General features: G+C 46.1%; 25 protein-coding genes. 16 read left to right on the top strand and 9 right to left on the bottom strand.

Annotated features, from left to right (window positions below; translation table 11 throughout):
• Positions 1 to 13 precede the first annotated feature (13 nt).
• The 9 genes from MHI48_RS22080 to MHI48_RS22040 are packed head-to-tail and all read left to right on the top strand — an operon-like array spanning position 14 to position 9,055.
• Complete coding sequence (locus tag MHI48_RS22080) at positions 14 to 865, top strand: 3-hydroxyacyl-CoA dehydrogenase family protein (RefSeq protein WP_076328137.1); 852 nt, start codon at positions 14 to 16, stop codon at positions 863 to 865.
• Between the two features lie 20 nt (positions 866 to 885).
• Positions 886 to 1,935 carry an HAD family hydrolase gene (locus MHI48_RS22075; protein ID WP_076328243.1) on the top strand — a complete coding sequence of 350 codons (1,050 nt, stop codon included), beginning with the start codon at positions 886 to 888 and terminating at the stop codon, positions 1,933 to 1,935.
• Positions 1,936 to 1,950: 15 nt separating this feature from the next.
• The gene (locus tag MHI48_RS22070; protein ID WP_017687156.1) at positions 1,951 to 2,214 is read left to right on the top strand and encodes an acyl carrier protein; all 264 of its coding nucleotides are present in this window, start codon (positions 1,951 to 1,953) and stop codon (positions 2,212 to 2,214) included.
• Positions 2,211 to 3,095, top strand: coding sequence for a hypothetical protein (locus MHI48_RS22065; protein WP_179086485.1), 885 nt, complete (start codon positions 2,211 to 2,213; stop codon positions 3,093 to 3,095). The genes MHI48_RS22070 and MHI48_RS22065 overlap by 4 nt, the downstream gene beginning before the upstream one ends.
• A gap of 25 nt (positions 3,096 to 3,120) precedes the next feature.
• Entirely contained in the window at positions 3,121 to 3,861 is a 741-nt protein-coding gene (locus MHI48_RS22060) for a thioesterase II family protein (RefSeq protein ID WP_036615200.1), read from the top strand.
• A gap of 35 nt (positions 3,862 to 3,896) precedes the next feature.
• Positions 3,897 to 6,230: an ABC transporter permease gene (locus MHI48_RS22055; RefSeq protein WP_076328136.1), complete on the top strand. Its 2,334-nt coding sequence runs from the start codon at positions 3,897 to 3,899 to the stop codon at positions 6,228 to 6,230.
• Positions 6,231 to 6,242: 12 nt separating this feature from the next.
• Positions 6,243 to 7,010, top strand: coding sequence for an ABC transporter ATP-binding protein (locus MHI48_RS22050; protein WP_047843824.1), 768 nt, complete (start codon positions 6,243 to 6,245; stop codon positions 7,008 to 7,010).
• Between the two features lie 60 nt (positions 7,011 to 7,070).
• Positions 7,071 to 7,706, top strand: coding sequence for a TetR/AcrR family transcriptional regulator (locus tag MHI48_RS22045; RefSeq protein WP_036615194.1), 636 nt, complete (start codon positions 7,071 to 7,073; stop codon positions 7,704 to 7,706).
• A 20-nt stretch (positions 7,707 to 7,726) separates the two neighbouring features.
• A complete protein-coding gene (locus MHI48_RS22040) occupies positions 7,727 to 9,055 on the top strand; it encodes an MFS transporter (RefSeq protein ID WP_036615192.1) in 1,329 nt (442 codons plus the stop codon).
• A 160-nt stretch (positions 9,056 to 9,215) separates the two neighbouring features.
• Here the strand turns inward: MHI48_RS22040 and MHI48_RS22035 are convergent, their stop codons facing one another.
• From MHI48_RS22035 to MHI48_RS22025, 3 genes are all read right to left on the bottom strand, one after another.
• On the bottom strand, positions 9,216 to 10,040 hold the full coding sequence (locus tag MHI48_RS22035) for a carbohydrate ABC transporter permease (protein WP_076214249.1): 825 nt from the start codon (positions 10,038 to 10,040) through the stop codon (positions 9,216 to 9,218).
• 1 nt (position 10,041) lies between these two features.
• Positions 10,042 to 10,914: a carbohydrate ABC transporter permease gene (locus tag MHI48_RS22030; protein ID WP_017687164.1), complete on the bottom strand. Its 873-nt coding sequence runs from the start codon at positions 10,912 to 10,914 to the stop codon at positions 10,042 to 10,044.
• Between the two features lie 103 nt (positions 10,915 to 11,017).
• Positions 11,018 to 12,319: an ABC transporter substrate-binding protein gene (locus MHI48_RS22025; protein ID WP_340386950.1), complete on the bottom strand. Its 1,302-nt coding sequence runs from the start codon at positions 12,317 to 12,319 to the stop codon at positions 11,018 to 11,020.
• A 93-nt stretch (positions 12,320 to 12,412) separates the two neighbouring features.
• Between MHI48_RS22025 and MHI48_RS22020 the strand changes: the two genes are divergently transcribed.
• On the top strand, positions 12,413 to 14,395 hold the full coding sequence (locus MHI48_RS22020; RefSeq protein WP_405141747.1) for a sensor histidine kinase: 1,983 nt from the start codon (positions 12,413 to 12,415) through the stop codon (positions 14,393 to 14,395).
• Complete coding sequence (locus tag MHI48_RS22015) at positions 14,379 to 15,188, top strand: response regulator (RefSeq protein WP_083677409.1); 810 nt, start codon at positions 14,379 to 14,381, stop codon at positions 15,186 to 15,188. Before MHI48_RS22020 ends, MHI48_RS22015 begins: the two co-directional genes overlap by 17 nt.
• Here the strand turns inward: MHI48_RS22015 and MHI48_RS22010 are convergent, their stop codons facing one another.
• The 4 genes from MHI48_RS22010 to nirB form a co-directional block, all read right to left on the bottom strand.
• Positions 15,189 to 15,818: a YfbR-like 5'-deoxynucleotidase gene (locus MHI48_RS22010; RefSeq protein ID WP_076328132.1), complete on the bottom strand. Its 630-nt coding sequence runs from the start codon at positions 15,816 to 15,818 to the stop codon at positions 15,189 to 15,191.
• A 296-nt stretch (positions 15,819 to 16,114) separates the two neighbouring features.
• Positions 16,115 to 16,897, bottom strand: coding sequence for a formate/nitrite transporter family protein (locus MHI48_RS22005; RefSeq protein WP_076328131.1), 783 nt, complete (start codon positions 16,895 to 16,897; stop codon positions 16,115 to 16,117).
• A 53-nt stretch (positions 16,898 to 16,950) separates the two neighbouring features.
• Positions 16,951 to 17,277 (bottom strand): nitrite reductase small subunit NirD, encoded by a 327-nt coding sequence (nirD, locus tag MHI48_RS22000; protein ID WP_036615174.1) that lies wholly within the window; start codon positions 17,275 to 17,277, stop codon positions 16,951 to 16,953.
• Between the two features lie 57 nt (positions 17,278 to 17,334).
• On the bottom strand, positions 17,335 to 19,764 hold the full coding sequence (gene nirB / locus MHI48_RS21995) for a nitrite reductase large subunit NirB (RefSeq protein ID WP_076318839.1): 2,430 nt from the start codon (positions 19,762 to 19,764) through the stop codon (positions 17,335 to 17,337).
• Between the two features lie 275 nt (positions 19,765 to 20,039).
• On the opposite strand from nirB, the gene MHI48_RS21990 reads away from it, so the two are divergent.
• Positions 20,040 to 20,747, top strand: a complete 708-nt coding sequence (locus tag MHI48_RS21990) for a metal-dependent hydrolase (RefSeq protein ID WP_036615169.1) — start codon at positions 20,040 to 20,042, stop codon at positions 20,745 to 20,747.
• Between the two features lie 231 nt (positions 20,748 to 20,978).
• On the opposite strand, the gene MHI48_RS21985 is transcribed toward MHI48_RS21990, so the two are convergent.
• Both MHI48_RS21985 and MHI48_RS21980 read right to left on the bottom strand, forming a co-directional pair.
• A complete protein-coding gene (locus tag MHI48_RS21985) occupies positions 20,979 to 21,299 on the bottom strand; it encodes a hypothetical protein (RefSeq protein ID WP_036615167.1) in 321 nt (106 codons plus the stop codon).
• Between the two features lie 161 nt (positions 21,300 to 21,460).
• Positions 21,461 to 22,534, bottom strand: coding sequence for a M42 family metallopeptidase (locus MHI48_RS21980; RefSeq protein ID WP_076318840.1), 1,074 nt, complete (start codon positions 22,532 to 22,534; stop codon positions 21,461 to 21,463).
• A gap of 648 nt (positions 22,535 to 23,182) precedes the next feature.
• On the opposite strand from MHI48_RS21980, the gene spoVAC reads away from it, so the two are divergent.
• From spoVAC to MHI48_RS21960, 4 genes are all read left to right on the top strand, one after another.
• Positions 23,183 to 23,686 carry a stage V sporulation protein AC gene (spoVAC, locus tag MHI48_RS21975; protein WP_370739100.1) on the top strand — a complete coding sequence of 168 codons (504 nt, stop codon included), beginning with the start codon at positions 23,183 to 23,185 and terminating at the stop codon, positions 23,684 to 23,686.
• A complete protein-coding gene (spoVAD, locus tag MHI48_RS21970) occupies positions 23,683 to 24,699 on the top strand; it encodes a stage V sporulation protein AD (RefSeq protein ID WP_076318841.1) in 1,017 nt (338 codons plus the stop codon). The genes spoVAC and spoVAD overlap by 4 nt, the downstream gene beginning before the upstream one ends.
• A 5-nt stretch (positions 24,700 to 24,704) precedes the next feature.
• On the top strand, positions 24,705 to 25,055 hold the full coding sequence (spoVAE, locus tag MHI48_RS21965) for a stage V sporulation protein AE (protein WP_047843814.1): 351 nt from the start codon (positions 24,705 to 24,707) through the stop codon (positions 25,053 to 25,055).
• A gap of 207 nt (positions 25,056 to 25,262) precedes the next feature.
• Complete coding sequence (locus tag MHI48_RS21960) at positions 25,263 to 26,219, top strand: MoxR family ATPase (RefSeq protein WP_036615157.1); 957 nt, start codon at positions 25,263 to 25,265, stop codon at positions 26,217 to 26,219.

Here is a 26,219-nt window from a genome sequence, read left to right as displayed (position 1 = left end):
GAGGTGATTAGGTATGCATAATCGACTCATTGCAATCATTGGCGCAGGGGTGATGGGATGCGCCACAGCACTGGATGTCGCGAGGGCTGGTTATCGTGTAATTTTGCAGGATATTTCGGCGTCGGTTATCGAACACGCCCCTGATGTTATACGTCGTGAATATCGTTCAGCTTGCTTTCTGAAGCAAGGGTACGGTCAGGTGCCCCTGGATCAGATCAAGGAACGGATCTCGTTCCAGACACAAGATGAAGGGGTGGAAGAGGCAAGTATCATTATTGAAAATGTAACCGAAAACCTGGAGTTGAAAAAGGAAGTTTACGCACGACTATACCACAAGGTTCGTCCGGATGCTTTATTTGCGCTAAATACAAGCTGTATTTCCGTGACAAAGCTCGCTTCATTTTTGCCTGACCCAGGTCGAGTCATTGGGGTGCATCTGATGAATCCGGTTCCCGTTAAATCCATGGTGGAGGTGATCAAAGGACATCATACAACACAGGGTACGGAACATGAGATGGTAGCGTTTTTGGAAACTCTTGATAAAAGTCCAGTTGTCATAGAGGATCTGCCCGGGTTTGTCTCTAATCGCCTCTCGCACTTGTTAATGAATGAAGCGGCGTACATTGTACAGGATGGAATCGCTACACCCGAGCAGGTGGACGCCATTATGAAGAAGGGCTTCAATTATCAGATGGGGCCGCTGGAGACGGCAGATCTGATTGGTCTGGATACGGTAGTGCATTCATTGAAAGTATTGTACGACAGCTATCAGGACCCCAAATTCCGATGCTGTCCGATGTTGCAGAAAATGGTTGATGCAGGACAGTGGGGGCGGAAGACGGGTCAAGGATTCTATGCCTACTAATGATGAAGGGTGGCATGACCATGGAAAAGCTCAAGGATATCAAGTGTATCGTTTGGGATCTGGACCACACCATATGGGATGGAGTTTTGCTTGAATCTGCAGATGTACAACTGAAGCCGGGCTTAAAGGAGGTGATTGAAAAACTGGACCAGCGAGGTATTTTGCATTCTGTTGCCAGTAAAAATGATGCAGAGTTGGCTTGGGCGAAACTAAACGAACTGGGCATCGCCGAATATTTTCTGTATCCCGAGATCCATTGGGATGCAAAATCCGTCTCTGTTCAGCGGATTCAGCAGAACATTAATATCGGCATGGATGCCATTCTGTTTGTGGATGATCAACCTTTTGAACTGGAAGAAGTGCAAAGTGTACATGCTGACATCCAGGTACTTCATGCGGATCAATATGAAACCATGCTTGATGACCCAAGGCTGATGCCTCGATTCATTACAGCCGACTCTGCGTGCAGAAGGCAGATGTATCAGGCGGATACGCTCCGTAAACAGGCTGAGGAACAGTATGAGGGACCTTCAGAACAATTTCTGGCTACGCTTGGCATGAAATTTTCCATCTACGAGGCTACTGAGGATGATCTTCAACGTGCAGAGGAACTTACCGTTCGCACCAATCAACTAAATGCAACGGGAATTACCTACAGTTACGAGGAGCTGCACCAACTGATGACCTCGCAGGACCATATGTTATTGGTGTGTGAACTCGAAGACAAATACGGGACGTATGGCAAAATTGGGCTTGCACTTATTCACATGCAGCAGAAAGTATGGCGGCTAAACATGCTTCTAATGTCTTGCAGAGTGATGTCCAGGGGAGCAGGGAGTGTACTGCTAACGTATATCATGCGTGAAGCTCAGAAGCAGGGCAAACAGATGCTTGCGGACTTCAGGGATACCGGAAGGAACCGAATGATGAATATCAGCTATCGCTTTGCCGGTTTCAAGCAACAATCTGCAGATCAGGAAGGAAGAGTACTGTTTCATCATGATTTACAGCAGGCTGTAGAGTTTCCAGACTACATTGAGGTTTTAGTGCCCGAGGGGCAACATCAATAACAAGGGGGAAGGGCAGTGGATTATCGTCAGGAAATTCGGGAGTTTATCGGGAACAACCTCACCATGGATCATGAGGACACTCAAATTAATGATAATGACAATTATTTTGAGCAACGGTTCGTCAATTCGCTCTTTGCGATGCGTTTGGTGGACTTTGTAGAGCGTAGATTCCAGATTGAGATAGCAAATGAAGATCTGGATTTGGCTAATTTCTGCACGATTAACCGTTTGCATGATCTTATTGAGAGAAAGTTGACTGAGAAGGAGGCGGCACTATGATTACAGCTAATCAGGCATCCATTCGTCCAGTCACAAGTCCGGCAACCAGCCCGTCCAACAAATATATGTATTTGTTTTTGGGAATTTCCTTTGGCACATGTTATGGAATCGCAAGTTTGTTCATGTTCTTTGCGGATTTTATTGTACCCATAACAGGTGAGTTAACCTTGATGCATCCACTTGCGATCGTTGCTCTGTATTCACCTTCCATTGCCGGATTAATTACATGTTATGTGATGGGCGGAACGGAAGCACTAAAAGGAATGTTTATGAAGCTGGTTCCGCGCAGACAGGACCTGTTCTGGATACCGCTCATTATTGGAATTTCCATCATCTTTGCATCAACAATGCACTTTGGTTCCTTGTTATTCGGCATACCGGTCCCTGAACTGACATATAGTGTACCTGAAATGATCTGGTTGGGGATTGTGAATCTGATCAAGGAGACGGGGCTGATTGGTGGGCTGTTTGGCTGGATCGGATTTTTGCTTCCATTCTTGCAAGGGAAGTTAAAAAATAATATAACAAGTGGTCTGATTACCGGCCTGTTGTTCGGATTATGGGTGCTTCCGGGATACTTGATTTCCTCTTTTGGCACCTCAACCACTTACATATACTACGTTGTTCAGCTTATGGCATTTATCGTGTTCCAAAGTTATATCTTCAATGCAACCAAAGGTACACTTCTGTTTTATCTGCTTGCATTCTGGCTTGTAGCGACAGGAAGTCAAATTGATTTGTACTACTTTAATCCGCAAGTTCAAATTATGCAATTCTTCTTTTTTGCAATATCGGCTATTGTCATACATGTCATCTTCAAGCGTAAAAATGTGGATACTTCACTTCAGACATTCCCTGCATATGTTCTGGAAAGAAAGTAAGCCTGGTTATGGTGGTGGATAAGTGATGGAACCGATCTATTTGGAGCAACTACAAAAGGGGGAGGGAAACAGACAAATGGTCTGTTTTCCTTATCTCGGTGGCAACTCCAACAGTTTTCAGCCCCTAGTGCCGTACCTTCCTGACACGGAAATTTGGGCGTTTACGCCCCCGGGTCATGGTCTGAACACCGAAACTCCCCTGGAGCATATGCAGCAACTCGTAGAACTGTATACCAGCAAACTGCTGGATGTTATACAGCCCGGCAGTCTGTTATTTGGACATAGTCTGGGAGGGATTACAGCCTACTTCGTTGCGCAACGCTTATGTCAGGAACGTCCAGATGTAGCTAAAACGCTACGGCTTGTGTTATCTGCCTGCAACACGCCTGACGAATGCGGGATGCAGAATTATGATCGGATGTCAGACGAAAATCTGATTGATCATCTGTTTTCCTATGAAGCGCTCCCGCAAGAACTGATACATGAAAAAGAATTATTGAATTATTTTCTGCCCGTCATCCGGGCGGATTTCAGGATGCTGGAATCTGCAGCAACGCTTGAATATGAGCCGCTCTCATTGCCGGTATTGTATCTGTGGGGAGAACGGGATCGTACCGTTACCCTTCAATCAGCGTTGAGATGGGGCCGATATTTTGGCACATCCATGAAGCTTCAAACCATCAAAGAGGGTGCTCACATGTTCATGATGCATCAACCTTCAACGGTGGCGCATTGTCTGACAAGCTTTATGACTCCAGATAAATAGGAACAACTTGTAGATGAGAGGAGCCATGTTCGTTTATGCTGCTACGAATGCTGAGAAACGATATAACGAGAAAAAAAGGGATTACGGCTGCGTTGTTTATTTTTGTACTGCTGGCCGCCTTGCTGGTATCTTCGGGGTCACGAATGATTATGGAACTGACGAGTTCCATCCAATATCTATTTTCTGAATCCAAAACACCACACTTTGTGCAAATGCATGCCGGAGAACTCGATCAGGTCAAAGTGAACACATGGGCTGAAGAAAATGCTATGGTCCAGCAGCATCAGATTGTGGAAATGGTCAACATTGACGGCTCTAATCTGTTTCTCGGAGCAGAGTCCGAAAAGAACAGCGTTATGGACATTGACTTTGTTACACAGAATCAGGGTTTCGACTATTTGTTGAATCTGGACAGTGAGATTATTCAGGTGAACGATGGCGAGATCGCGGTTCCGGTATATTACATGCAGCAAAAAAAATTGAGCGTGGGCGACCAGGTTCGGATCGATAATGGTCAATTTGAGCGTTCTTACACCATCGTTGATTTTGTCCGTGATGCTCAGATGAATCCATCGGTTGTGCACTCCAAACGTTTTATCGTGAGTGCAGGGAATTTGCAGGAACTGAAGCAGAGCATCGGAGAGATGGAGTATCTCATCGAATTCCGGTTGACGGATCCCGGACTGACAAGTGAATTTACCCAGGCTTACCAAAATGCCGGACTTCCCAACGCGGGTCCAGTCGTAACCTATGGGCTGTTCCAGGTACTGAATGCGATGACCGACGGAGTTATTGCAGCCGTTATTATTCTGGTCAGTCTTGTGCTGATTCTGATTGCGATGCTTTGCATCCGATTCACGATGCTTGCGACCATCGAAGAGGATTATCGTGAGATTAGTGTCATGAAAGCGATTGGAATCGCAGAGAAGGATATTAAGAGACTGTATCTGATGAAGTATGTATTTATGGCCGGATTTGCATCCGTGCTTGGTTACATTGCATCACTTGGCGTTAACAGACTATTTGTTTCCAACATCATGTTGTATATGGGAAAAGCACCTGCAACCCTGTTGCATTTCGCGATTCCGTTATTAGCCGCTGGAATAATATTTGCCATGGTTGTTCTGTTTTGTCGAACAGTACTGCGGCGTTTTCGTTCCATCTCCGCGGTGGATGCTCTCCGTACCGGGAGCCTGGGAGATACACAGATCATTCGAAACCGGCTTAGTTTGTCCCGCAATCGCTGGTCTTCCGTACCTGTCTTTCTTGGTCTGAAGGAAGTGATACAGCGAATCAAGATGTTCCGATTATTGTTATTTGTCTTTGTAGTCAGTTCATTTATCATGATTGTGCCGGTCAACTTCCTGAACACTTTGCAGGCGCCAAGTTTTATCTCTTATATGGGTGTTGGACAAAGTGATATTCGCATTGACTTGAGGCACACAGACGATGTGGAGCAGCGTTATGACAATCTGGTTACCCAGATCCAAAATGATAAAGACATCAAAACGTATTCCCCATTGGTAACAAGTCAGTTCAAGATTAAAAATGCGGAAGGAAGTTACGACAATCTGAGTGTAGAAACTGGGGATTTCAGTATTTTCCCATTGTCTTATGTTAGCGGTAATGCGCCAACAACCGAGAATGAAATTGCTTTATCTGATGCCAACAGTAGCGAGCTGCGCCTGAAGACTGGTGAGCAACTTACCTTGCTCGTTAATGGCAAGGACCAGATAATGACGGTCAGCGGAATATACCAGGACGTTACGAATGGTGGCAAAACGGCGAAGGCCTTATTACCCTACAACAAGGATAGTGTGTTGTGGTACGTGGTCAGTTTGGATCTGAATAATCGCGGGGACATGGCTACCAAAATTGCTGAATATGAGGCGGCGTTCTCGCCAGCCAAAGTAACCGATCTTCAAGGTTATCTGGATCAGACGTTAGGCGGAACCATCCAACAATTGAAAATGGTGACGATGCTGGCCTTGGTCATCGGTGTCTTCATATCTATTTTAATTACAGCACTGTTCCTTCAGATGTTAGTAGCCAAGGACAACAACGACATTGCTGTACTAAGAAGCCTTGGGTTTGCCTTGTCTAAAATCAAGTTCAAGTATGTCGTGATGTCACTTGTCATATTAATCTTAGGGGTTGTTACTGGAACGATATTGTCCAATACGTTGGGTCCGTTGCTGGTTAGTGCCATTATGTCGACGTTTGGTGCTTCCAATATTGTCTTTGTTGTTAACCCGTTACAAGCATATATTTTGTGTCCATTGTTACTTGCAGGCACGATTGTACTGACAGCATGGATTAGTATCCAATCGATCAAGGAAACGAGCATATCCAAAATGATTGTCGAATAGGGAGGATCAACGATGACAACTATACTTGAGGCTAAAGACGTGAATAAATCCGTAGCGATCGGCGAGAATGAAGAACATAACATCTTAAAAGATATCAACCTTCAATTAAAAAAGGGAGAATTTGTTTCCATCATGGGGCCATCTGGCTCAGGCAAGTCTACCTTACTGTACAACATAAGTGGTATGGATCAGATTAGTGCTGGAAGTGTCTATTTTAATGGCAAAAAAATATCGGCATTTGAGGAGAGGGATCTGGCAAGTCTACGTTTGACCAAGATGGGATTCATCTTTCAAAATATTCATCTGCTCAAGAATCTGAATCTATTAGACAATATCGTACTTTCCGCGTATCTGGCCAAGAATAGCAGCAGAGAAACGATTAATACACGGGCGATGTCATTAATGAAAAAAATGGGGATTGATGAGCTGGCTGGGCATAACATCACCCAAGCCTCAGGCGGACAGCTTCAACGGATTGCCATCTGCCGTGCGCTGATCAATAATCCAGATATTTTATTCGGCGATGAACCAACGGGGGCGCTGAATTCCAAATCAACGTATGAGATCATGGATATTCTGGGCGATATTAATGCAACGGGTACAACCATTCTGCTGGTGACCCATGATGTGAAAGTCGCTGCCAGATCGGAACGTGTACTGTTTATGATGGACGGTAAGCTGGTTGCAGACAGAAATATTGGAAAATATGCAAGAGAGCGTCAGGATTTAAAAACAAGGGAAAGCCATTTGGCGCAATGGTTGACTGAAATGGGGTTCTAAAAAAAGAACTCCATGACTACAATAGACCGACAGTCGGTCGAACGTATCGGAGGCCAGGATATGAGACTGATAAAAAACCCGGAAGAACGCAGGAACGAGATTTTGGATGCCGCCGAGATTCTGTTCATAACAAAGGGGTACACCAAAGCTACGGTCATGGATATCCTTCAGGCGTGCAACATTGCCAAGGGTACATTTTATTATTATTTTCAGTCCAAGGAAGAGGTCATGAACGCCATCGTCATGCGTTTTATTCTGAGCGGGGAGGCATCGGCCAGGCACGTGGTGTCCGATCCCAAACTGAATGCCCATGACAAAATTTTTCGCATCATGATGGCGCAGAATCAGCCTGACGGCAGAAAACATGATCTCATCGAGCAATTGCACAGTGTTCATAATGTGGAGATGCACCAAAAGAGTCTTGTTGAGACGGTAATTCGATTAAGTCCCATCTTGGCCGAGGTGGTAGAGCAGGGCATTCAGGAGGGGGTATTTCATACACCTAACCCAAAGGAATCCATCGAATTCCTGCTCGTATCGTCACAATTTTTGCTGGATCGAGGCATCTTTCAATGGGAGGAGGAAGAACTTCAAAAAAAGGTTGAAGCATTCACACATATTATGGAACGTGTGCTGGGAGCAGAACAAGGAAGCTTCGCCTACGTCACTCGTCTTTATTTTCCGAATCAAGGTTAGCCGAGAAAGGAGTATCATCTATGGAACATACCGTTCAAAAATCATTTAAAAAGTTTCTGGTAGTATGGTTCGGTCAGCTCATCTCCATGATTGGGATTGGACTTACAGCCTTCTCCCTGGGGGTGTATGCCTTCGAAAAAACGAATACGGCAACAAGTGTTGCATTGATTACCTTATTCACGTTTCTGCCGAATATCCTGCTTCGACCTATTGGAGGGGTACTGGCCGACCGATTCGACCGTCGAACGATGATGATTATCGGCGACCTGGGGTCGGCAGCCGGTTTGATTTTCATTCTGTCCATTATGCTCACAGGTGATATCCAATTATGGCATATCTATGTGGGAGTAGCCTTTAGTTCCGTGTTTTCCGCGTTGCAGAGCCCTGCATATAAGGCCTCTGCTACGGACCTGCTGGATAAGGATCAATTCTCAAAAGGAAGCGGTCTTGTACAACTGGCTGAATCCTCGAAGTTTCTGTTTTCACCCATCATTGCGGGCATTCTGCTTAGTATAACAACCATTGAAGTCATTCTGGTCATTAATATTCTGACATTCCTGGTTGCCATTCTGGCTGTGCTGGTTATTCGGAAGAGCATGAAGGTGGAGCGAGAGGATCGAGAAGGAAAAAACTGGATCACCGATATTCAAGAGGGCTGGAGAGAAGTTGTAACCAACAAGGGAGTACTGTTGCTAGTGGTGATTATTTCACTTGTCACCTTTTATCTGGGATTCCTGGAGACACTCATTGGTCCGATGCTTCTGTCATTCACGGATGCAAAGACACTTGGAACGTTTCAGTCTGTTAGCGCCATCGGCATGCTGATTAGCAGCTTGTGCATCGGCATATTTACAATAACAAAGAGATACGCAAGTGTGCTTGTGATGGGTCTGATTTTGTGCGGTTTGTCCTTTTCGCTTCTGGGGATATCCACCAACATTTATTTTATTATCTTCGCAGGTTTTCTGTTCCTGTCATCGCTGCCGTTTGTTAATATGAGCGCAGATGTACTGGTGCGAAACAATATCGCCAACGATAAGCAGGGCAGGGTATGGGGAATCATTGGTATTCTGTCACAACTCGGGTTTATTATCGCGTACAGTTTGGCTGGTTTTCTGGCCGACCATGTGTTTAATCCGTTACTGATGGAGGGGGGAGCACTGGCTTCGTCTGTTGGTCAAATTATTGGAACTGGGCCAGGCAGAGGTATTGCCTTTCTGTTTATCATCGCGGGTCTGTTTGTTATTCTGATCGCAATAATCACATCCCGTTTGAAAATGATCAAATCTCTGGAGCAGAGCCCAGATATAGCGGCTCCATCCGATGTTGGCGGGTTGGCGCACGATTAATTCGAATCCAACAGCGTAAGCCCTTGTCCGCAGCAGCGTGTGATACTTCTTCTGTACGAAGAAGTTATTCACACGATGAGCAGACAAGGGCTTTTTGTGCTGAGGAGTCAGAAGATGTACTTAGACAAGAGTGTTTGTGTATTTGGATTGTCGGTGGAGCTTACCCTTTAACCGCCCCTGAAGTTAGTCCTCCTACAATATACTTTTGCCCAATGAGGAACACAATCAACACAGGCAATGACGTGAGCACGATATCGGCACTGACCAGATTCCACTGGGCACTGAATTGTCCAAAGAAGTTATATACAGCCAGCGTCATCGGCCACATCTCCACTGTATTCAGCATATAGAGTGGGGCAGTAAACTCATTCCAGACACTCAGGAAATTAAGAACAAATACCGTTACCAGCACCGAGGTTAACAAAGGTACAATGATTCTCAGGAACAGCTTGATCCCATTACATCCGTCCATGATCGCGGCTTCATCCAGTTCCTTCGGGATGTTAGACACAAACGCATATGTAATGAACAGCGAGATTGGAATGCCCATGGCCGTGTAGAGCAGAATCATGCCGACATGTGAATTGATCATACCCATGGACTTCATGACTTCCATCAGCGGAATGTAGTTAAGCGGTAGGGTGATACCAAGAATCAGGAAGAAGTACAGAAACTTGCTGAGCCTCGAATGGTTGCGAGATAACGTGAAGGCCGAGAAGGCCACAACAAACACCAGTAGCAGAGAAGAAGCCCCAGAATGCAGCAGACTGTTGAAAAAGGAACCGCCCAAATGTCCCTGTTCATAGACAATTTTGTAATTTTCGAAAATAAACTTCTCGGGCAACGTCAGTTTAAGCACTTTGGCCTCGGCGTCCGACTTGAATGAATTCAGTACAATGACGACAAAAGGAATCAGGACCACCAGGCTAAGCAGCCAGGCGAGTACATTTAACCCGATCGAAGCCAATCTTTTTCTCAATCGCATGTCAGTATTCCACCTTTCGGTTCATCAAACGAATGATGAAAAAGGAGATGATTGCCATGATGACAAACAGGATGGTGGATAGTGCACTTCCGAGTCCCCAATACCCTTTGGCAAAAGAGGAATAGACCGCTGTGTTAATCACATCTGTTGCGTTACCGGGTCCACCATTGGTTAACACGTATACGGCATCGAAAACTCTCAGCCCATATGTAATATTAAGCACCGTGGCGATAGTAATGGTAGGCATCAGCATCGGAATCGTGATTCGGAACAGCTTCTGCCCGAATCCGGCGCCATCAATGGATGCTGCTTCGTAATAATCACGGGGAATGGCGAGCAGTCCGGCGATGAACAGCACCATGATGTATCCCATGCCTTTCCACGTATCCACTGCCATAATGGATGGCATGGCCCAGGTCAGGGAGCCCAGCCAGTTCTGGGCGAGAACGTCCAGTCCCATGGAACGCAGGGTTACGTTAACGAACCCGTTGTTGGGGTCAAGCAGACTTTTGAACACGAGTCCAACAATCAGGAACGATAGCACCTGTGGTGAGAAGATAATCATCCGATGCAGATTGGCGGCCTTTACACCGCTAACCAAGAGTAGAGCCAGAAATAAGCCCAGCACGGTCTTGGCGATGGATGTAACCAGGGTGAAGAGGACTGTGTTTTTGATAAAAAGCAGATAGGTCGGATCCCCCGCCAGAATGGTGCGGAAATGCTCCAGACCGATAAAGTTCTTCTCCGAACTATAACTGTTCCAGTCGGTGAAGGAGTAATAGATGCCCAGCAGGGCGGGAGCGACAATGAACAGCAGATATAACACAATCGCTCCAGATGAGAAATACCAGGGATAGATTTTGTTCGCATTCATAACCGGTAACACCTTTCCTTCCTGCCAAAATACATGAGCGGGCAAACGCCCGCTGCATGTAACGTTGTTCAGCGTTTATATTTAACTGAGATGTGCGCTGTTACTACCACTTCTCATCTTTCAGCACTTTGGCTTGTTCAGCACGACGTTTATCAATATTTTGCAGAATCTGATCCGGTGTCATTGCACCGGCGAACATACCTGATAAGTCCTTGCCAATATCCATCCATTGTGGATCAATATATTTCACAGCGGCCTGCATAACCGTACCTTTTTCATGATTTTTCTCATAATCAATATAGTCCTGTGTCAGCTTTGGTTCGATTTCCGGCCAGCAGATCGTCAGATTGCCTTCACCTTCATCGAACACACGTTGCAGATGATCATGCTCGGTAATCCAGCGGAAGAATTTCAGCACTTCTTCAGGATGTTTACTGTTTTTGTTACCAAACATCGCAGCTGAACCGCCAGGATTCACACCAATCGTCTGATTGTCACCCCATGGCATGACGAAGAATCCCATATTGTCTTCCATTTCCGGATACGCTTCGGACACTTCCTTTTCCGTCCCTGGAACCCGCAGCAACATCGCTGCTTTCTCCTGACCAAACGCCTCAATGCCCGCTTCTACCGTATTGGACAAGAAGTCTTTGCCGAAATAACCGAGATCCGCAAATTCTTTCAACTGTTCAATGACCGTCTTGAGTTGCGTCATATCTGCGACTTTCATCTCATTGTTGTTTAATTTCTCGTAGGTTCCCGCTGTTGTTTGCTCATAGTTAGGTCCCGTTTCGAACAAAGGCAGAACCTGATACCACCCGCTGGCAGGTGCTTGATAGAACGGAATGATGTCTTTATCCTTAATTTTCTGGCTGATGGCCTTGAATTCCGCATAGGATGTAGGAGGCTCTATGCCGAGCTCTTGGAAGATACGTTTGTTATAGTACACATACCAGATTTTCGTTGGTGCAAAAGAAACCCCGTACACCTTGTCATTATGACTGACAGTTGGCAAAATCTCTTCAGACATCCGACCTGTGAATTCCTCATTGGTCAGGTCAATGGCATTCTCCTCCGGTCTTACGTTAGCCGGCATGCTCAGTGGGTCCACATCGACATTAAAAATATCAGGTGCTTCGCCAGAAGCGAGCTTCACCTTGATCAGGTCACGCCACTGTGCGTCAGGTACGACCTGGAAGTCAATTTTGACACCCGTCTCTTGCTCATATTCCTTGGCCATCGTCTGCATGATGCCTGTACGCGGAATACCGGATTGACTTGTTCCAAACGTGAGAGTCACCTTACCCGAACCTTCCGTACTTTTACCTGAGTTGCACCCGGCAAGCAGCAGAGTGGAGAGCAGGAGCACACTTGCAAGCGAAAATAGAAATCGTTTTCTCATCATTGAACCTCCCGGAATATAAAGAAAATTGTCACTTGCCGAAACGCTTAATGTAAGCGTATTCTTATGTGGATAACTTTACTGTGAACAGCAGATGTGCTCAATAGACAAAAGCGTTCTGTTGGGTGGACATTTTCGAATGGTGTGACAGATATCATCATAGGACGAGGTGTGTGGGGATTGCGATATCGATTTGGAACGCTTCAGCAAAGTCTGTTTGTCTATTACTCTGCGGTATTTATTATCTTTTCGCTGATTGTGGCGGGGCTTCTGTATGTTTTTCTCGCAAGTGACATTCGTCAGCGAAGTGAAGAACAGCAGAGACAACTGGGGGTATCAATCGTCAGTAACCTGGATCAGGAAGTGGTGAAAATGAACAACTTTTCCATGAATATCGTGTACTCCAATCTGGTCAAGGAACACTTCAGTCACTACTTGGCACCAGCAGAAGGCAGTGAGCAGACAATGACGAGTGATCCAGCATTGTATAAGGATACAACCACACTAATTGATGTCATTCTCGCGATCATCAGCAGCTCCAATACAGCCAAGCAGGCCAATATCTATGACGTGAATGGCAAGATGTTGGGAGCGGGTGCATTCAACGGTCAACTGTCGGTAGACCTGACTCAGCGACCGTGGTACAAGGAAACCTGGGAGCGGAGTGGCTGGCGAGTGATCCAATTGTTAGAGGGCGGAGCCTTGCCCATGCCGACCGGCGAGGGAAAATCAGATCAATCTTACATTTCGCTTACCCGTGTATACAAAGATGGCAATTATGTCAGCCAGGGTGTCGTTGAGATTTTGCAGGATGCCGGAACCCTGTTTCAGCATTTGAATGAATTGCAGACAAATAACGACGATCTTCGGATCTATGTAGTGGATGAACAAAATACAAGGTTGTTTCCACTTTCTTCGGCTGCCGATGCTTTTCAAGCAGGCCATTTCGATGATGTGGACTTGATTCAAAATCTTTCATTTCCGCCTGATACGATGCAGGAGATTAGCGATCCTTTGAGTCAGTCCAAACAGATGATGACATACATGACGTCACAGGAGACGGGATGGACCGTTATTGTCATGCAGTCCAAACAGTCCCTTTTCGCGAGTCTCAACCGGATGGCTGTGATGTTTATCGGTGCCACGTTAGCTACTCTCATGCTGATTCTGGTTCTCTCGTATCTGATCTCCAAACGGGTTACTTTGCCGCTACATCGATTGCAGCGCATTATTCTCAAAACGGGTGAGAATGATCTGGTATCGGGTCAGGATTCCGGTCAATTGTTCAAGCTGGAGCATCCCGGTTCTATTCGGGAGATGGATGAGCTAAATGATACGTTTATCCGGCTGAATCAACAGCTTGTGCAATCGTTTCAGGACAGGCTGGCGATGAAATCTCAGGAGACAGAAGCGAGATTACTGGCGTTGCAATCCCAGATGAACCCGCATTTTCTCTATAACAACATCACTAATATTAGCATCATGGCGGAAGAGGGCATGAATGAGCAGATTGTCGCGTTCTGCGCCAATATTGCGTCTATGCTGCGTTATATTTCTACTCCGGGTAAGAACGGGGTTCCCCTGTCTCAAGAATTGAATTATTGTGAGCGATATCTGGAGTGTATGAAGATTAGGTTTGAGGATGATCTGCACTACGAGTTTTATATTCCGGAAGAGATGAAGTATATCCAGGTTCCGATGCTGATGGTACAACCACTACTCGAAAATGCCATGAAATATGGACTGGGTGATACCCCTCCATGGAAACTGAATATTACTGGAGAGTTGGATGTGGTACAGCAGACCTGGCAGATCCATGTGGAAGACAACGGGCCTGGCATGGAACCCGAAGCACTTGCCAAGATCATGCATTACATCGAACAGTCACAGGAGTGGGAGCGTATGCCTGACCTCGAAATCAACGGCATGGGACTCAAAAATATATGGGTCCGATTGAAATTATGGTATGGCACGGCAGCCCACATGCAGATTACGAACAAGCCTTCCGGCGGTGTCCAGATTACAATAGGTGGTTCCATTCGAAAGGAGCATGACCGAACCCGTGACAATCAAATATAGAACGATTATTGTGGAAGATGAAGCCCTGATTCGCCGGAATGTCTCGCGCAAATTCAGAGAGTTGGACACCCGGTTCGAGGTGATCGGTGAAGCGCGGAACGGTCAGGAAGCGTTACAGCTCATTGAACATTCCGTACCTGATCTGGTTGTAACTGATATACAGATGCCGGTAATGAATGGATTGGAACTCGCCAAACATCTGTACTTTGCCTATCCGCATGTGAAAATTGTCATTCTGAGTGGTTATCATGAATTCGAATATGCACGGCAGGCGATCAGTTACAAGGTGGAGGATTATCTGCTCAAACCATTATCGGAAGAACAGCTTCGTACACTGCTGGATGCGATGGAATTGAAGCTTGGGAGCGCTGTGGATTCGCTTGCGCATGTCAGTGCCGTGCTGGATGAGCAGGTGAAGCCGGAGGATATCGCAGAGGCCGTTAAGTTGTATTTGAAGCAGAATTACATGCATGAGATTACACTCCAGGACATGGCGGGACAGATGCATTTTAGTGTGGACTATCTGGGAAAGTGTTTTAAGAAAGTAACGGGTGAGACTCCGCTAAAATATATGACAGGTCTGCGGATTAATGAAGCGAAGCGCATGCTCGTTACGCACGAGAATATGGATATCAAGACCATTGGTGGAGCGGTAGGGTATAGTGATTCCCACTATTTCAGCCGGATTTTCAAAAACAAAACGGGCATGTACCCTAGTGAGTACAGACTGCAACTGCAGGAACGAAAAAAAGCCCTGTCCATGGATGATGAGAACCATGTTGACTTGAGCTGATTACTGGGCAAGAGCTTCTTCGGTTATTTTGCGAATATCAAACGGGGAGCGGATACCTTCTTCAATCATGTCGGGGAGAATCTGTTCCAGGAAATACTGCACACAGTGGAGGTCGATATTTTTGATTTTGACCAAGGCGTAACGGTACATAACGATAAATTCTTTCTCCGTATTGCCACGTTGGAGCTCAGCAAAGGCTTCATATACCTGATCCATCTTGTCTGCGATTTCGAGAATCAGTCCTTCAACAGATTGGTCTTTGCCCTCACGCAGCTGTCTGCGGAAAATAGGCTGGAACTCTTCAGGAATATTTTCATTAATAAAATGTTCAACCATGCCTTCTTCCACCTTTTGCAGCATCGAACGAAGCTCCAGTGAATAATGTTTGACGGGTGTTTTGATATCACCGATGAAGATTTCGCCATAATCATGACTACTCGTAATTTCGTATAACTTCTTCCAATCGATTGTGGTTCCATGTTGCTCCTCAATATCTGCGAGCGTTTTGGCGTACTGTACGACTTTCCAGGAATGGGCGGATACGCTGTGTTCTTCGAATTTGAATTTGCCAGGTGTACGAATAATACGTTCAAGATCGTTTAGTGACCTGAAGTACGTGTGAATTCCCATATAAGCGTTCATCCTTTGCTGGTTGAGTATAAGTGTGAGTATCCATCGACTATACGCCAGTTATGTCAACTGTGGATTAACGTGGATAGCGACGAAGGTAAAATGAAGTTTTAATTCTCTATAGAAGGACGAGAGGATTACGGGAGAATTAAAGGTAACCGTACGAGAGAGTACGCAGGTTATCGACAAACAATAAAAAGCCACGATGTGTGACTGAACGTGAGTTCGGCTCCATCGTGGCTTCAGTGTGTGTAGATGTTGTGCTCTAGGCTACATAAGTGCAGTTGAATCAAGAATTATACTTTTTTTCGTACCGGAGAAGTATACCAGTACGCCATTCCAACAAAGAGGGCACCGCCGATAATATTACCAAGCGTTACCGGAATCATGTTATGGAACCAGCCTGCCATCGTGATTGTATCCGGGTGGTTTGGCAGCAGCCAGGATAAAGAGAGCAAAGTCATATTGGCAACACTGTGCTCATAACCACTTGCGATAAATGCGTACAGACACCACCAGATGAGAACAAGTTTGGCGATATCTTCTTTGGAGCGAGCTGCCATCCAGATCGCCAGACAGACGAGCCAGTTACAGAGAATGCCTCGGAAGAACAACTCAGACACGGGCGCCGCCATCTTTTTGGCAGAGACAACGAATAACAGATGTTCCGGTGTGGCCGTTTTGAACAGGCCGCTACCGACAATGAGTAGACTTAATAGAATTGCGCCGAGCAGGTTACCAACAAAGACGAGCCCCCAGTTCTTCAGCGTTTCATTCACTGTGGTTCGGCCTGCCAGTGTACTCATGGTAAAGAACATATTGTTACCTGTAAACAGTTCCGATCCGGCAAAGATGACCAGCGTGAGCGCGAGTCCGAAGGACATACCCATCAACATAGTTTGCAGTGGTGACTGTGCCGCTAGGAGCGGAGCACCAATACTGAAGATCAGAACGATGCCAAGCCCTACATAGGCACCAGCCATTAAGGCAGCAACCATATATCGTGGCAGGCTTGCGTTCATTTGATCCCGTTTTTTAACCGCAGCTTCAATAATTGCCTCAACACTTGGTGTATACATCACGGTTTCCCCCAACCATTATTTTGCATCAATCTTTGAACGTTTCAATGGAGCTATATTTCAATCCAGACCTGGCCGTTCTCTACCTTTACCGGATACATCTGTACTTGACCGTTGTCCGGTGCTTGCACAAGACCAGTAGTCAGGTCAATTTTCCAATCATACAGCGGATCGTACAGATAATGCCCGGACACGATGCCTTCAGCCAGCGGCCCACCCTTAGGGTGGGGGGTGTGATTATCCGCAGCGAAGATGGTACCATCCGATGCACGAAAGACAGCAAGCTGATGGTCCTTAATCTCAACTACTCTTCCGATTCGTGGCAGGAATTCTTCAACTACTCCGGCAGGGAAGTAGGTGCCTGATTGTTTTGTCGTCATCTTAAACCACTCCTTATCTATATTTAACATTCGGGCAGTATTAATCTGCAAGCTTACTTATGGACGAGCTGATACTTCGATGCCATGGAACATTTTACTTTGGCCTTCTTCATTGCGAATCGCTTTTTGCCAAGGTTCTTCAACATGCTCAAGTGCAAATTCAATCCGCTGCATCAACGCTTTACGTTCCTCAAGGTTATCCACAACAACCGAACGAATATGCTCCAGACCCATGCGTTCCACCCACTCGGACGTCCGTTCCAGATAGTTACCTGTCTCGCGGTAATATTGCATGATGGCGCCGCACAGTTCAATCAACTCTTCATCCGTTTTCACTTTGCATAAGGGATCAGCCAGTCTTGCTTTAATACCGCCGTTACCACCGATGAAGATCTCCCAGCCTCCGTCGTTACCAACGATACCGATATCTTTGGTACATGCCTCTGCACAGTTTCGCGGACAACCGTTGACGGCATATTTAAACTTGGCTGGCAGATCCAGACGTTCGAATTTACGTTCGATGCGAGCACCCATGGCCATGGAATCCTGTGTACCGAATCGGCAGAATTGGGAGCCGACACATGTTTTGACCGTACGCAGCGATTTGGCGTATGCATAACCTGAAGGCATATCCAGTTCAGCCCAGACTTTGGTCAGATCTTCTTTTTTGACACCAATCAAGTCGAGACGCTGACCGCCAGTCACTTTGACTGCTTTTACATCATATTTGACTGAAACGTCAGCGATGCGTTTGAGGTCCGCTGGTGTAGTCACCCCGCCGTACATCCGAGGTACAACCGTATACGTTCCATCTTTTTGAATATTCGCGTTCATCCGTTCGTTAACAAAACGGGATTCTTTCTCATCTTCGTGTGTGTCTGGTGCAATCATGCCAAGGTAGTAGTTGATCGCCGGACGACATTTGGAACAACCTTCTGGCTGACTCCAACCCAGTACATTCATGACCTCTTTGGTCGTTTGTAATCCTTTTTCACGAATCTCGGCTACAATCTCATCCCGTCCCATGGAAGTACATCCGCAGATGCCCTGTTTAGCCCCAGTACTGAAACTGTCTCCAAGTACATATTGCAGAATCTGTTCCACAACCGGTTTACACCCACCACAAGAGCGTGTTGCACCGGTACAGGCTTTGATTTCATCAACAGTGGTAAGGCCCTGGTTTGTAATTACATCAACAATGGCTCCTTTGGTTACCCCGTTACATCCACAGACGATTTCGTCCTCGGGCATCGTTTCAACAGAGGTTGCTTTCTTATGACCGCCGCAGCCTGTACCCATGAGTGAACCATACAATTCTTCGGTCATTTCGGTTTGATTTTTAATCAGTTTCTGCAATTCGGCAGAATCCGTAATGTCACCGAAGAGAACAGCGCCGACCATTTTATTATCACGAAGCAGAATTTTTTTGTAGGTCCGTTTCCAGTCATCTTTGTGCGAAATGACGGTGTGCTCGGGGCTGTCGATGAATTCACCAGTTGAAAACACGTCCACACCCGAAATTTTCAATTTCGTGGATACAACTGAACCTTCATAAGGAGCGGTCTCCACACCGCAGATATGTTTCGCCAGAATCATACCTTGTTCAAACAATGGGGCAACGAGGCCGTAACATACCCCGCGGTGCTCTGTACATTCCCCGACCGAATACACATTCTCAAGTGAAGTCTGCATATAGTCATTCACGACAATACCCCGGTTCACTTCCATACCGCTTTCGCGGGCTACAGCCGTATTGGGTTTGATGCCTACAGCCATGACCACAAAATCAACATTCAGAACCGTATCATCTGCAAAACGTATCCCTTCAACGCGTTCGCCGCCCAGCAGTTCGGAAGTCTGCGCACCCATCTTGAACCGGATACCCTGACGTTCGAGTTCTGCCTTCAACATGGATGAAGCTTGCGGATCAAGCTGACGCTCCATCAGATCTTCCATCAGATGCACTACGGTAACTTCCATGCCAAGTTGTACCAACCCTTTGGCAGCTTCAAGGCCTAGCAGTCCGCCCCCGATAACGGCCGCTCTTTTATACTGCTTAGCAGCTTTCAGCATGACATTGCAATCGGCGATATCGCGAAAACCAACAACACCCTCTTTGTCATGTCCCGGTACGGGGAGAATGAAGGAGTTGGAGCCTGTTGCAATGATGATTTTGTCATAAGGAACGCGAGTTCCATCTTCAGTCACAACTTCGTGTGTCTCGGCATCGATTCGTGTAACCGTTGTGCCTGTGTGCAGCGTAATGCCGTAATCTTCATACCAGTGAAGGTCGTTCAGCACGATATCGTCCAGTGTTTTGCTTCCTTCCAGTACATAAGACAACATAATGCGGTTGTAGTTAGGATAGGGCTCTGTGCCAAAAACGGTAATATCAAATCGCGTAGTTAATTTTAAAATTTGCTCAACGGTACTAATTCCTGCCATTCCGTTACCTATGATAACGAGTTTCTCTTTTTTTTCGTTCATGTGTGTATGCCTCCTTGGATAGACGCTGTACATTACCAACAATTTTAGTGGTTTATATTTGAAATTATACAAGTAGTTGACGATAGTTTATGTGATTTAATTCACTAATAAAGATAGAAGAGTCATAAATATAATAGTGTGAGCCCCATCACAGAAAGTTATATTTATTTTCATACAAATAAGAAATGCGAACTATTGTTCTTATTTTGTTTTCGTTGTAAAATCGGAACTGGGCCGTATTGTTCCCGATTTCTTCGAAAGGACGTTTTTGCATCATGATGGGAAGATCCCACCTTATTATCGGGACAGGCGTGTCGCTTTCTGTTCTGCAGTTGGCCGGTATGCCAGTGACCGCGCCAGCAGTTACGGTTGCTCTGATTGGTTCTTTATTGCCTGACATTGATGAGCCTAATTCGCTGCTGGTATCCAGAGCCTTGCCTAACAGTCTGATCAGGTTGTTACAGACGATTCTGTTGCCCACAGCTGTATTTGTGTACTTCTATGTTCATGCCAAACCATGGAACCTGTTGCTTGCGATCCTCATTGCGCTTGTGTCATTCCTGCCTTCGCGTTCGCTTCGCAAAGTGTTGATGTTTGCGATTGGACTTGGGCTGGTTTTCTATGGTCACGCGTTCGCACCGTGGAACTTGATTGCAGGCAGTTTGTTAATGCTCTGCACCACACTGACTCATAGGGGACTGACACATACCCTGTACGGAACCGCAATATGGGCGGGCTTGTTGTACAGCACGACCCAGCAGCAGGGACCGGAGATCTGGGTAGCGGGAGGCACGGCATATGCGATGCATCTATTGGCCGATTCACTAACCAATCGGGGTATTCGTCCGTTACCACCGCTCAAGTGGCGCATACGGGTGAATCTGATGAGTACAGGGACCAAGCGTGGGGCCGTTGTAGAGAATGTCTGCATTGTGCTTACTCTTATTCTGGCCTGGATTGCATTCTCACCGCTATTTCTATAGCCATCCAAAAACGCCAGCCCGCATATTGTGGGCTGGCGTTTACAGGTATGCATTTCATAATGAATAAATCGTAATAACTTAGCCAATTCAGGATTGAGAAGGAGAATCAGTCAGGTCGTCAATATCGGAAGAACCAAATACAAATAAAACAACAAGAATGACAATGATCAGTAGTTCAGCGAACCCATTTCCGTCAAAGTCAGACATCACTTCAACCTCATTTCTTGGCGTTTAGGAATTGATTCTCTGTTGGAAAGCCCGTATAACGTCATTCAACGTCATATCGCCACCGATCTCATCGAGGAATTGCACCAGTTTGTCTTGATTCGATGGTGTAATATTTTGTAGCGATTTATACTGCCCAACCAGTTCAACGACCAGTGTAGCTTCTCGAAACAACGTGACCGCATCCACTCTTAACTTCCCACTGACCAGTAATGCTGCAACGATAAGTTCCAGATTTCTTCCTTTAAGGTTGCCATTGAGAAGGGTGTTTGCGGCATTTGTTTTTTTGGAACCTTTATTCGATTTTCCATTCCTTCTCACTGCCATAACAGGTCCCCCGCTGCTTGGTGTTTAATTCATCTTCCGTTATTGTATCTTATGTGTAATTCCCTATAATGTTCGGCCTATTAATCTACGTGTCCAACTGATATAGTTGTGGATATAAAAAAGAGACCTCCCAATATAGTTAGGAGGTCTCTTGTCAATTGTTACGCGTTATTAATTATGGTATTCATCGTTGTTCGATCCAGACCTTTGACCAGCTTTACAATCAGCTCTTTGGCCGCATCGTAGTCGTCCGTATGAATGATGGAAGATGAGGTATGGATATAACGTGCGCAGATACCAATAACTGTTGATGGTACACCAATTCCACTCAAGTGTACTTGACCTGCATCGGTACCACCTGGTGAGATGAAATACTGCATTTTGATCTGATTGGATGAAGCCGTATCTTGAACATATTCCACCATTCCGCGATGGGTGAACATACCCGGGTCAAAAATACGAAGCAATGCGCCTTCTCCGATATGTCCAAACGACTGTTTGTCACCTGTCATATCATTTGCCGCGCTACAGTCAAGTGCAAAGAAGATATCAGGCTGAATCAGATTGGCCGCCGTACGTGCACCGCGAAGCCCCAGCTCTTCCTGAACCGTTGCACCAGCATAAAGCGTGTTAGGCAGTTTTTCCTTGTGCAGCGCTTCAACCAGTTCAAGTGCAAGTCCTACGCCGTAACGATTATCCCACGCTTTGGCCATAATTTTTTTCGGGTTCGCCATAGGCGTAAATTCACAGATCGGCACGATCTGCATCCCTGGATGAATGCCCCAGGATTCTGCTTCCGCACGGTTGTCTGCTCCAATATCGAGATACATGGAATTCAGATCCACAGGTTTGTTCCGTTGGGACTCGTCCAGCAAGTGAGCAGGTGTAGAACCTACAACTCCGGTAATCCGACGATCAGGTGTGATGATTTCCAATCGTTGAGACAGTACAGCCTGACTCCACCATCCACCCAGTGGACGGAACTTGATCATACCTGTTTCGGTAATGCCAGTAGTCATGAAACCCACTTCGTCAAAGTGTCCGGCTACCATAACTTTGGGACCGGATTCCTCCCCGCGTAATACACCAAATAGACTCCCCAGGCGATCCTGGACGAACTCATCGGTATAAGCGGAAAGCTTATCTTTCATCCAGCCGCGAAGCTCACGTTCAAAACCGGATGCGGAAGGAAATTCCGTCAACGTACGGAACATATCCATCGTTTTTTCATTCATGTGTCAACAACTCCTCTGTTGGTATGTATTTCAGGTCACAGTAGAACGGCTACCCGCCTGTTGTCCTTTTAAGATGTAGTTCAAAAAGTCTTTTATCTTTTTGAACATGCACTTTATTATGCTGAGGACTTGTTATTTAACCACTGGTCACATTACAGTATGAACCTTGCGCAAGTGATTGTCCATGTTTATGTCACGTATTTAAGGCATATTTTGGGCGCTTATCGTGTCCAAGTTTCATGACTCTATCCGCTGTAGTCGCAGTCCTGATGCTACTTCAATGAATATGAATATATGGAGGAGATGTCATCATTTTGTGAAGTTCTTTATTTCAATATTTGTTTGTCTGTTTACAGGAAGGAGCTAAATATCCAATGAAGCCTCCAGAAGAGGGCACGGAAAAAGTACTGTTTATCGTTCTTTTTATCTTGCTCGTGATTGTTCTTCTTTATTTATAGAAGTATCTAAAAGTCCTCAGATCCGGCGTATTCCCATCTTGCTTTCACAACATAATCTTGTTGGAAACATATGCTGTCTGTCGCCGGATACATAACCTTCCGATTATTAACAAACAATGAATATAGGATTACACACATTGGCATTCAGCCGTAGCTTTGAACCATTTTCACATAGAGGAGGTCTTGTATCTTGCCAGCTCAATCTACATCCGGAAGCGAAAAAAAATCGTCATCCCTGTCCATGGATGAAAAGGAGTACAAAAAAGTCGCAAAAAAACATGAGCCGCCTCGTCCAATCCTGAAAAATTGCCTCAAAGCATTTCTGGTTGGGGGTACCGTCTGTTTGATTGGACAGGCCATTCAAGAGGCTTTTATGGCCGGTTTCGACATGACATCGAAGGAAGCTTCCAGTCCTACGGTAGCGGTCATGATTCTCATATCGGTTATTCTAACGTGTCTCGGCGTTTACGATAAAATGGCTCAATGGGCAGGAGCAGGAACGGCTGTGCCGGTTACCGGCTTTGCCAATTCCATGTGTTCTGCTGCACTGGAACATCGTGCTGAAGGACTGGTGCTCGGTGTAGGGGCCAACATGTTTAAACTTGCTGGTTCCGTTATTGTGTTTGGTGTCGTGGCAGCATTTGTCGTAGGGATCGTTTATGCCTTTTTGGGATTTGGAGGTGGGCACCTGTGAAACGATTGGGTCGCCAGACATGGCAGTTTGAGAATCGTCCTCGGATCATTGGTAAATCCGCAGTTGTAGGACCAGAAGAAGGCGAGGGCCCACTGTCATCTGATTTCGATTATGTCTACGACAACCTCGAGATCGGCGAGAAAACGTGGGAAAAGGGAGAACGTAAACTGCTCGAACAGGCCTCCCAACTGGCTTTGGTTAATGCAAATATCACCAAGGAAGAGCTTCAATTTTTTGTTGGTGGAGATCTGATGAACCAGATTATCAGCAGTTCCTTTTCAGCGCGAAAACTGGGTGTGCCTTACCTGGGTGTCTTTGGGGCCTGTTCTACTTCCATGGAAACGTTAGCGTTAGCGTCCATGATTGTTGACTCGGGAGCTGGAGATTATGTCCTTGCAGGAACGGTGAGCCACAACTGTACGGTTGAGAAACAATTTCGGTATCCGACGGAGTATGGCTCACAGAAGCCGCCTTATGCGCAATATACCGTCACAGGAGCAGGGTGTGGTGTGGTCTCCCGTACGGGTGATGGTCCCGTTGTTACCAAAGCCACCATTGGACGCATTATGGATTTGGGTATCAAAGATCCCTTTAATATGGGTTCAGCCATGGCGCCAGCAGCAGCCGATACTATAATCTCTCATTTCAGGGATACGGGATTGGAACCCGGCTATTATGATCTCATTGTTACTGGGGATCTGGCTTCCGTCGGTCTGCCAATTACGAAAGAGCTTTTGCAAAAAGAAGGCATTCCCATGGAACAGACGGTATTTAATGACTGCGGCCTGATGATCTATGATCGGGAGAAACAGCCTTATGTGGTTGCCGGGGGAAGTGGCTGCGGATGTTCTGCCACCGTCACCTATGGTCACATTTTGAACCGGATGCAGAAGGGTGATCTTAAACGGGTGCTCGTCGTAGCTACCGGGGCACTGTTGTCTCCAATTTCGTACCAGCAGGGTGAAAGTATTCCTTGTATTGCTCATGCCGTAGCCATAGAAATGGAGGGATAAAGGTAATGCAGTTCTTGTGGGCATTTATTGTTGGCGGTTTGATCTGTGTTGTCGGACAGCTTCTAATGGATGGGGTTAAACTGACGCCAGCTCATACCATGAGTACACTTGTTGTGACGGGTGCGCTTGCGGATGCATTTGGCGTGTATGACCCCTTGGTTAAATTTGCAGGTGCGGGCGCTACCATCCCCATCACAAGTTTCGGTAATTCCTTGGTGCACGGGGCATTGACGGAGCTGGAAAAAGAGGGATGGTTGGGTGTGATTACAGGGATTTTTGACCTGACTGCGGCGGGGATTTCGTCAGCGATCATCTTTTCTTTTCTCGCGGCATTGGTCGTTAGACCAAAAGGCTAACATAGAATGAGAAATCTCCTTGAACATATTGCGATTCAGCAGAGGCTTCGGATAACTTCTATCCGGGCCTTTTTGTCGTATTCATGCGTGAACTGCGGTGAATCTGACGGGCTGGAAACAAATTGTGAGTTCCTTCGAGTGTACTCGTGACTCTGGATCATGTACAATAAAAGGAAATCTGTATGCTTTTTTAGGAGGTTAGACCACATGCCTGTGCGCAAAGAGTCGATCCAAATCATATCCGCAGTTCGTTCAAATCTGGAATCCTGTATTATGGGGAAATCCTTTGAAATTCAACTTTTACTTACAGCTTTGCTTGCAGGCGGGCACGTTCTGATTGAAGACGTACCGGGAACTGGCAAAACGCAGTTAATCAAGGCGTTATCGAAATCCATGCGTGGTGAGTACCGGCGTATTCAATGTAATCCTGATATTTTACCTAGTGATATTACCGGCGTATCTGTGTTCCATCCGAAGGATGAGCGTTTTTATTTCCGGCCAGGTCCTGTGATGACCAACATTTTGCTGGCTGATGAGATTAACCGGGCCACAACAAAAACCCAATCGGCTCTGCTCGAAGTGATGGAGGAGCGCAGCGTAACCGTTGATGGCGATACGTATGATCTGCCACATCCATTCATGCTCTGTGCAACTCAGAATCCGATTGATTTTGAAGGTACGTATACTTTGCCGGAAGCACAACTCGACCGGTTTATGTTGAAAATAAGTCTGGGTTATCCCGATAAGGAAATTGAGAAAATCCTATTGAAACAGCATCAGCTCGGTCAGCCTGTTGATCGTCTTGAATCCGTGACTCATATGGACCAGATCTCAGCAATCCAACAGGAGATTAAAGAGGTCTTTATCGGTGATCCGGTCATGGACTATCTGCTTGATGTTGTTCGTCAAACCCGCTCCCACCCATCTGTATTGCTGGGTGCCAGCCCACGGGCAGCCATATCGTTCATGATGGCCGTAAAAGCCTTTGCTTTCTTACAGGAACGTGATTATGTGCTTCCGGATGATGTGAAAACGATGGCCCCTTATGTGATCTCTCATCGTATTGTGCTTCGTCCTGAATCGAGACTGGACAGTATGAGTTCCGAGGCCGTTTTGAATGCCGTACTCCAGCAAGTACGCGTGCCCGTCTCCATGGGGCAATAG

Origin of the sequence: Paenibacillus sp. FSL H7-0942 (genome assembly GCF_045040715.1) — a bacterium.
GTDB lineage: Bacteria > Bacillota > Bacilli > Paenibacillales > Paenibacillaceae > Paenibacillus > Paenibacillus amylolyticus.
Note: the sequence above shows the minus strand (reverse complement) of the source record. Positions and strands in the feature narration are given on the sequence as shown.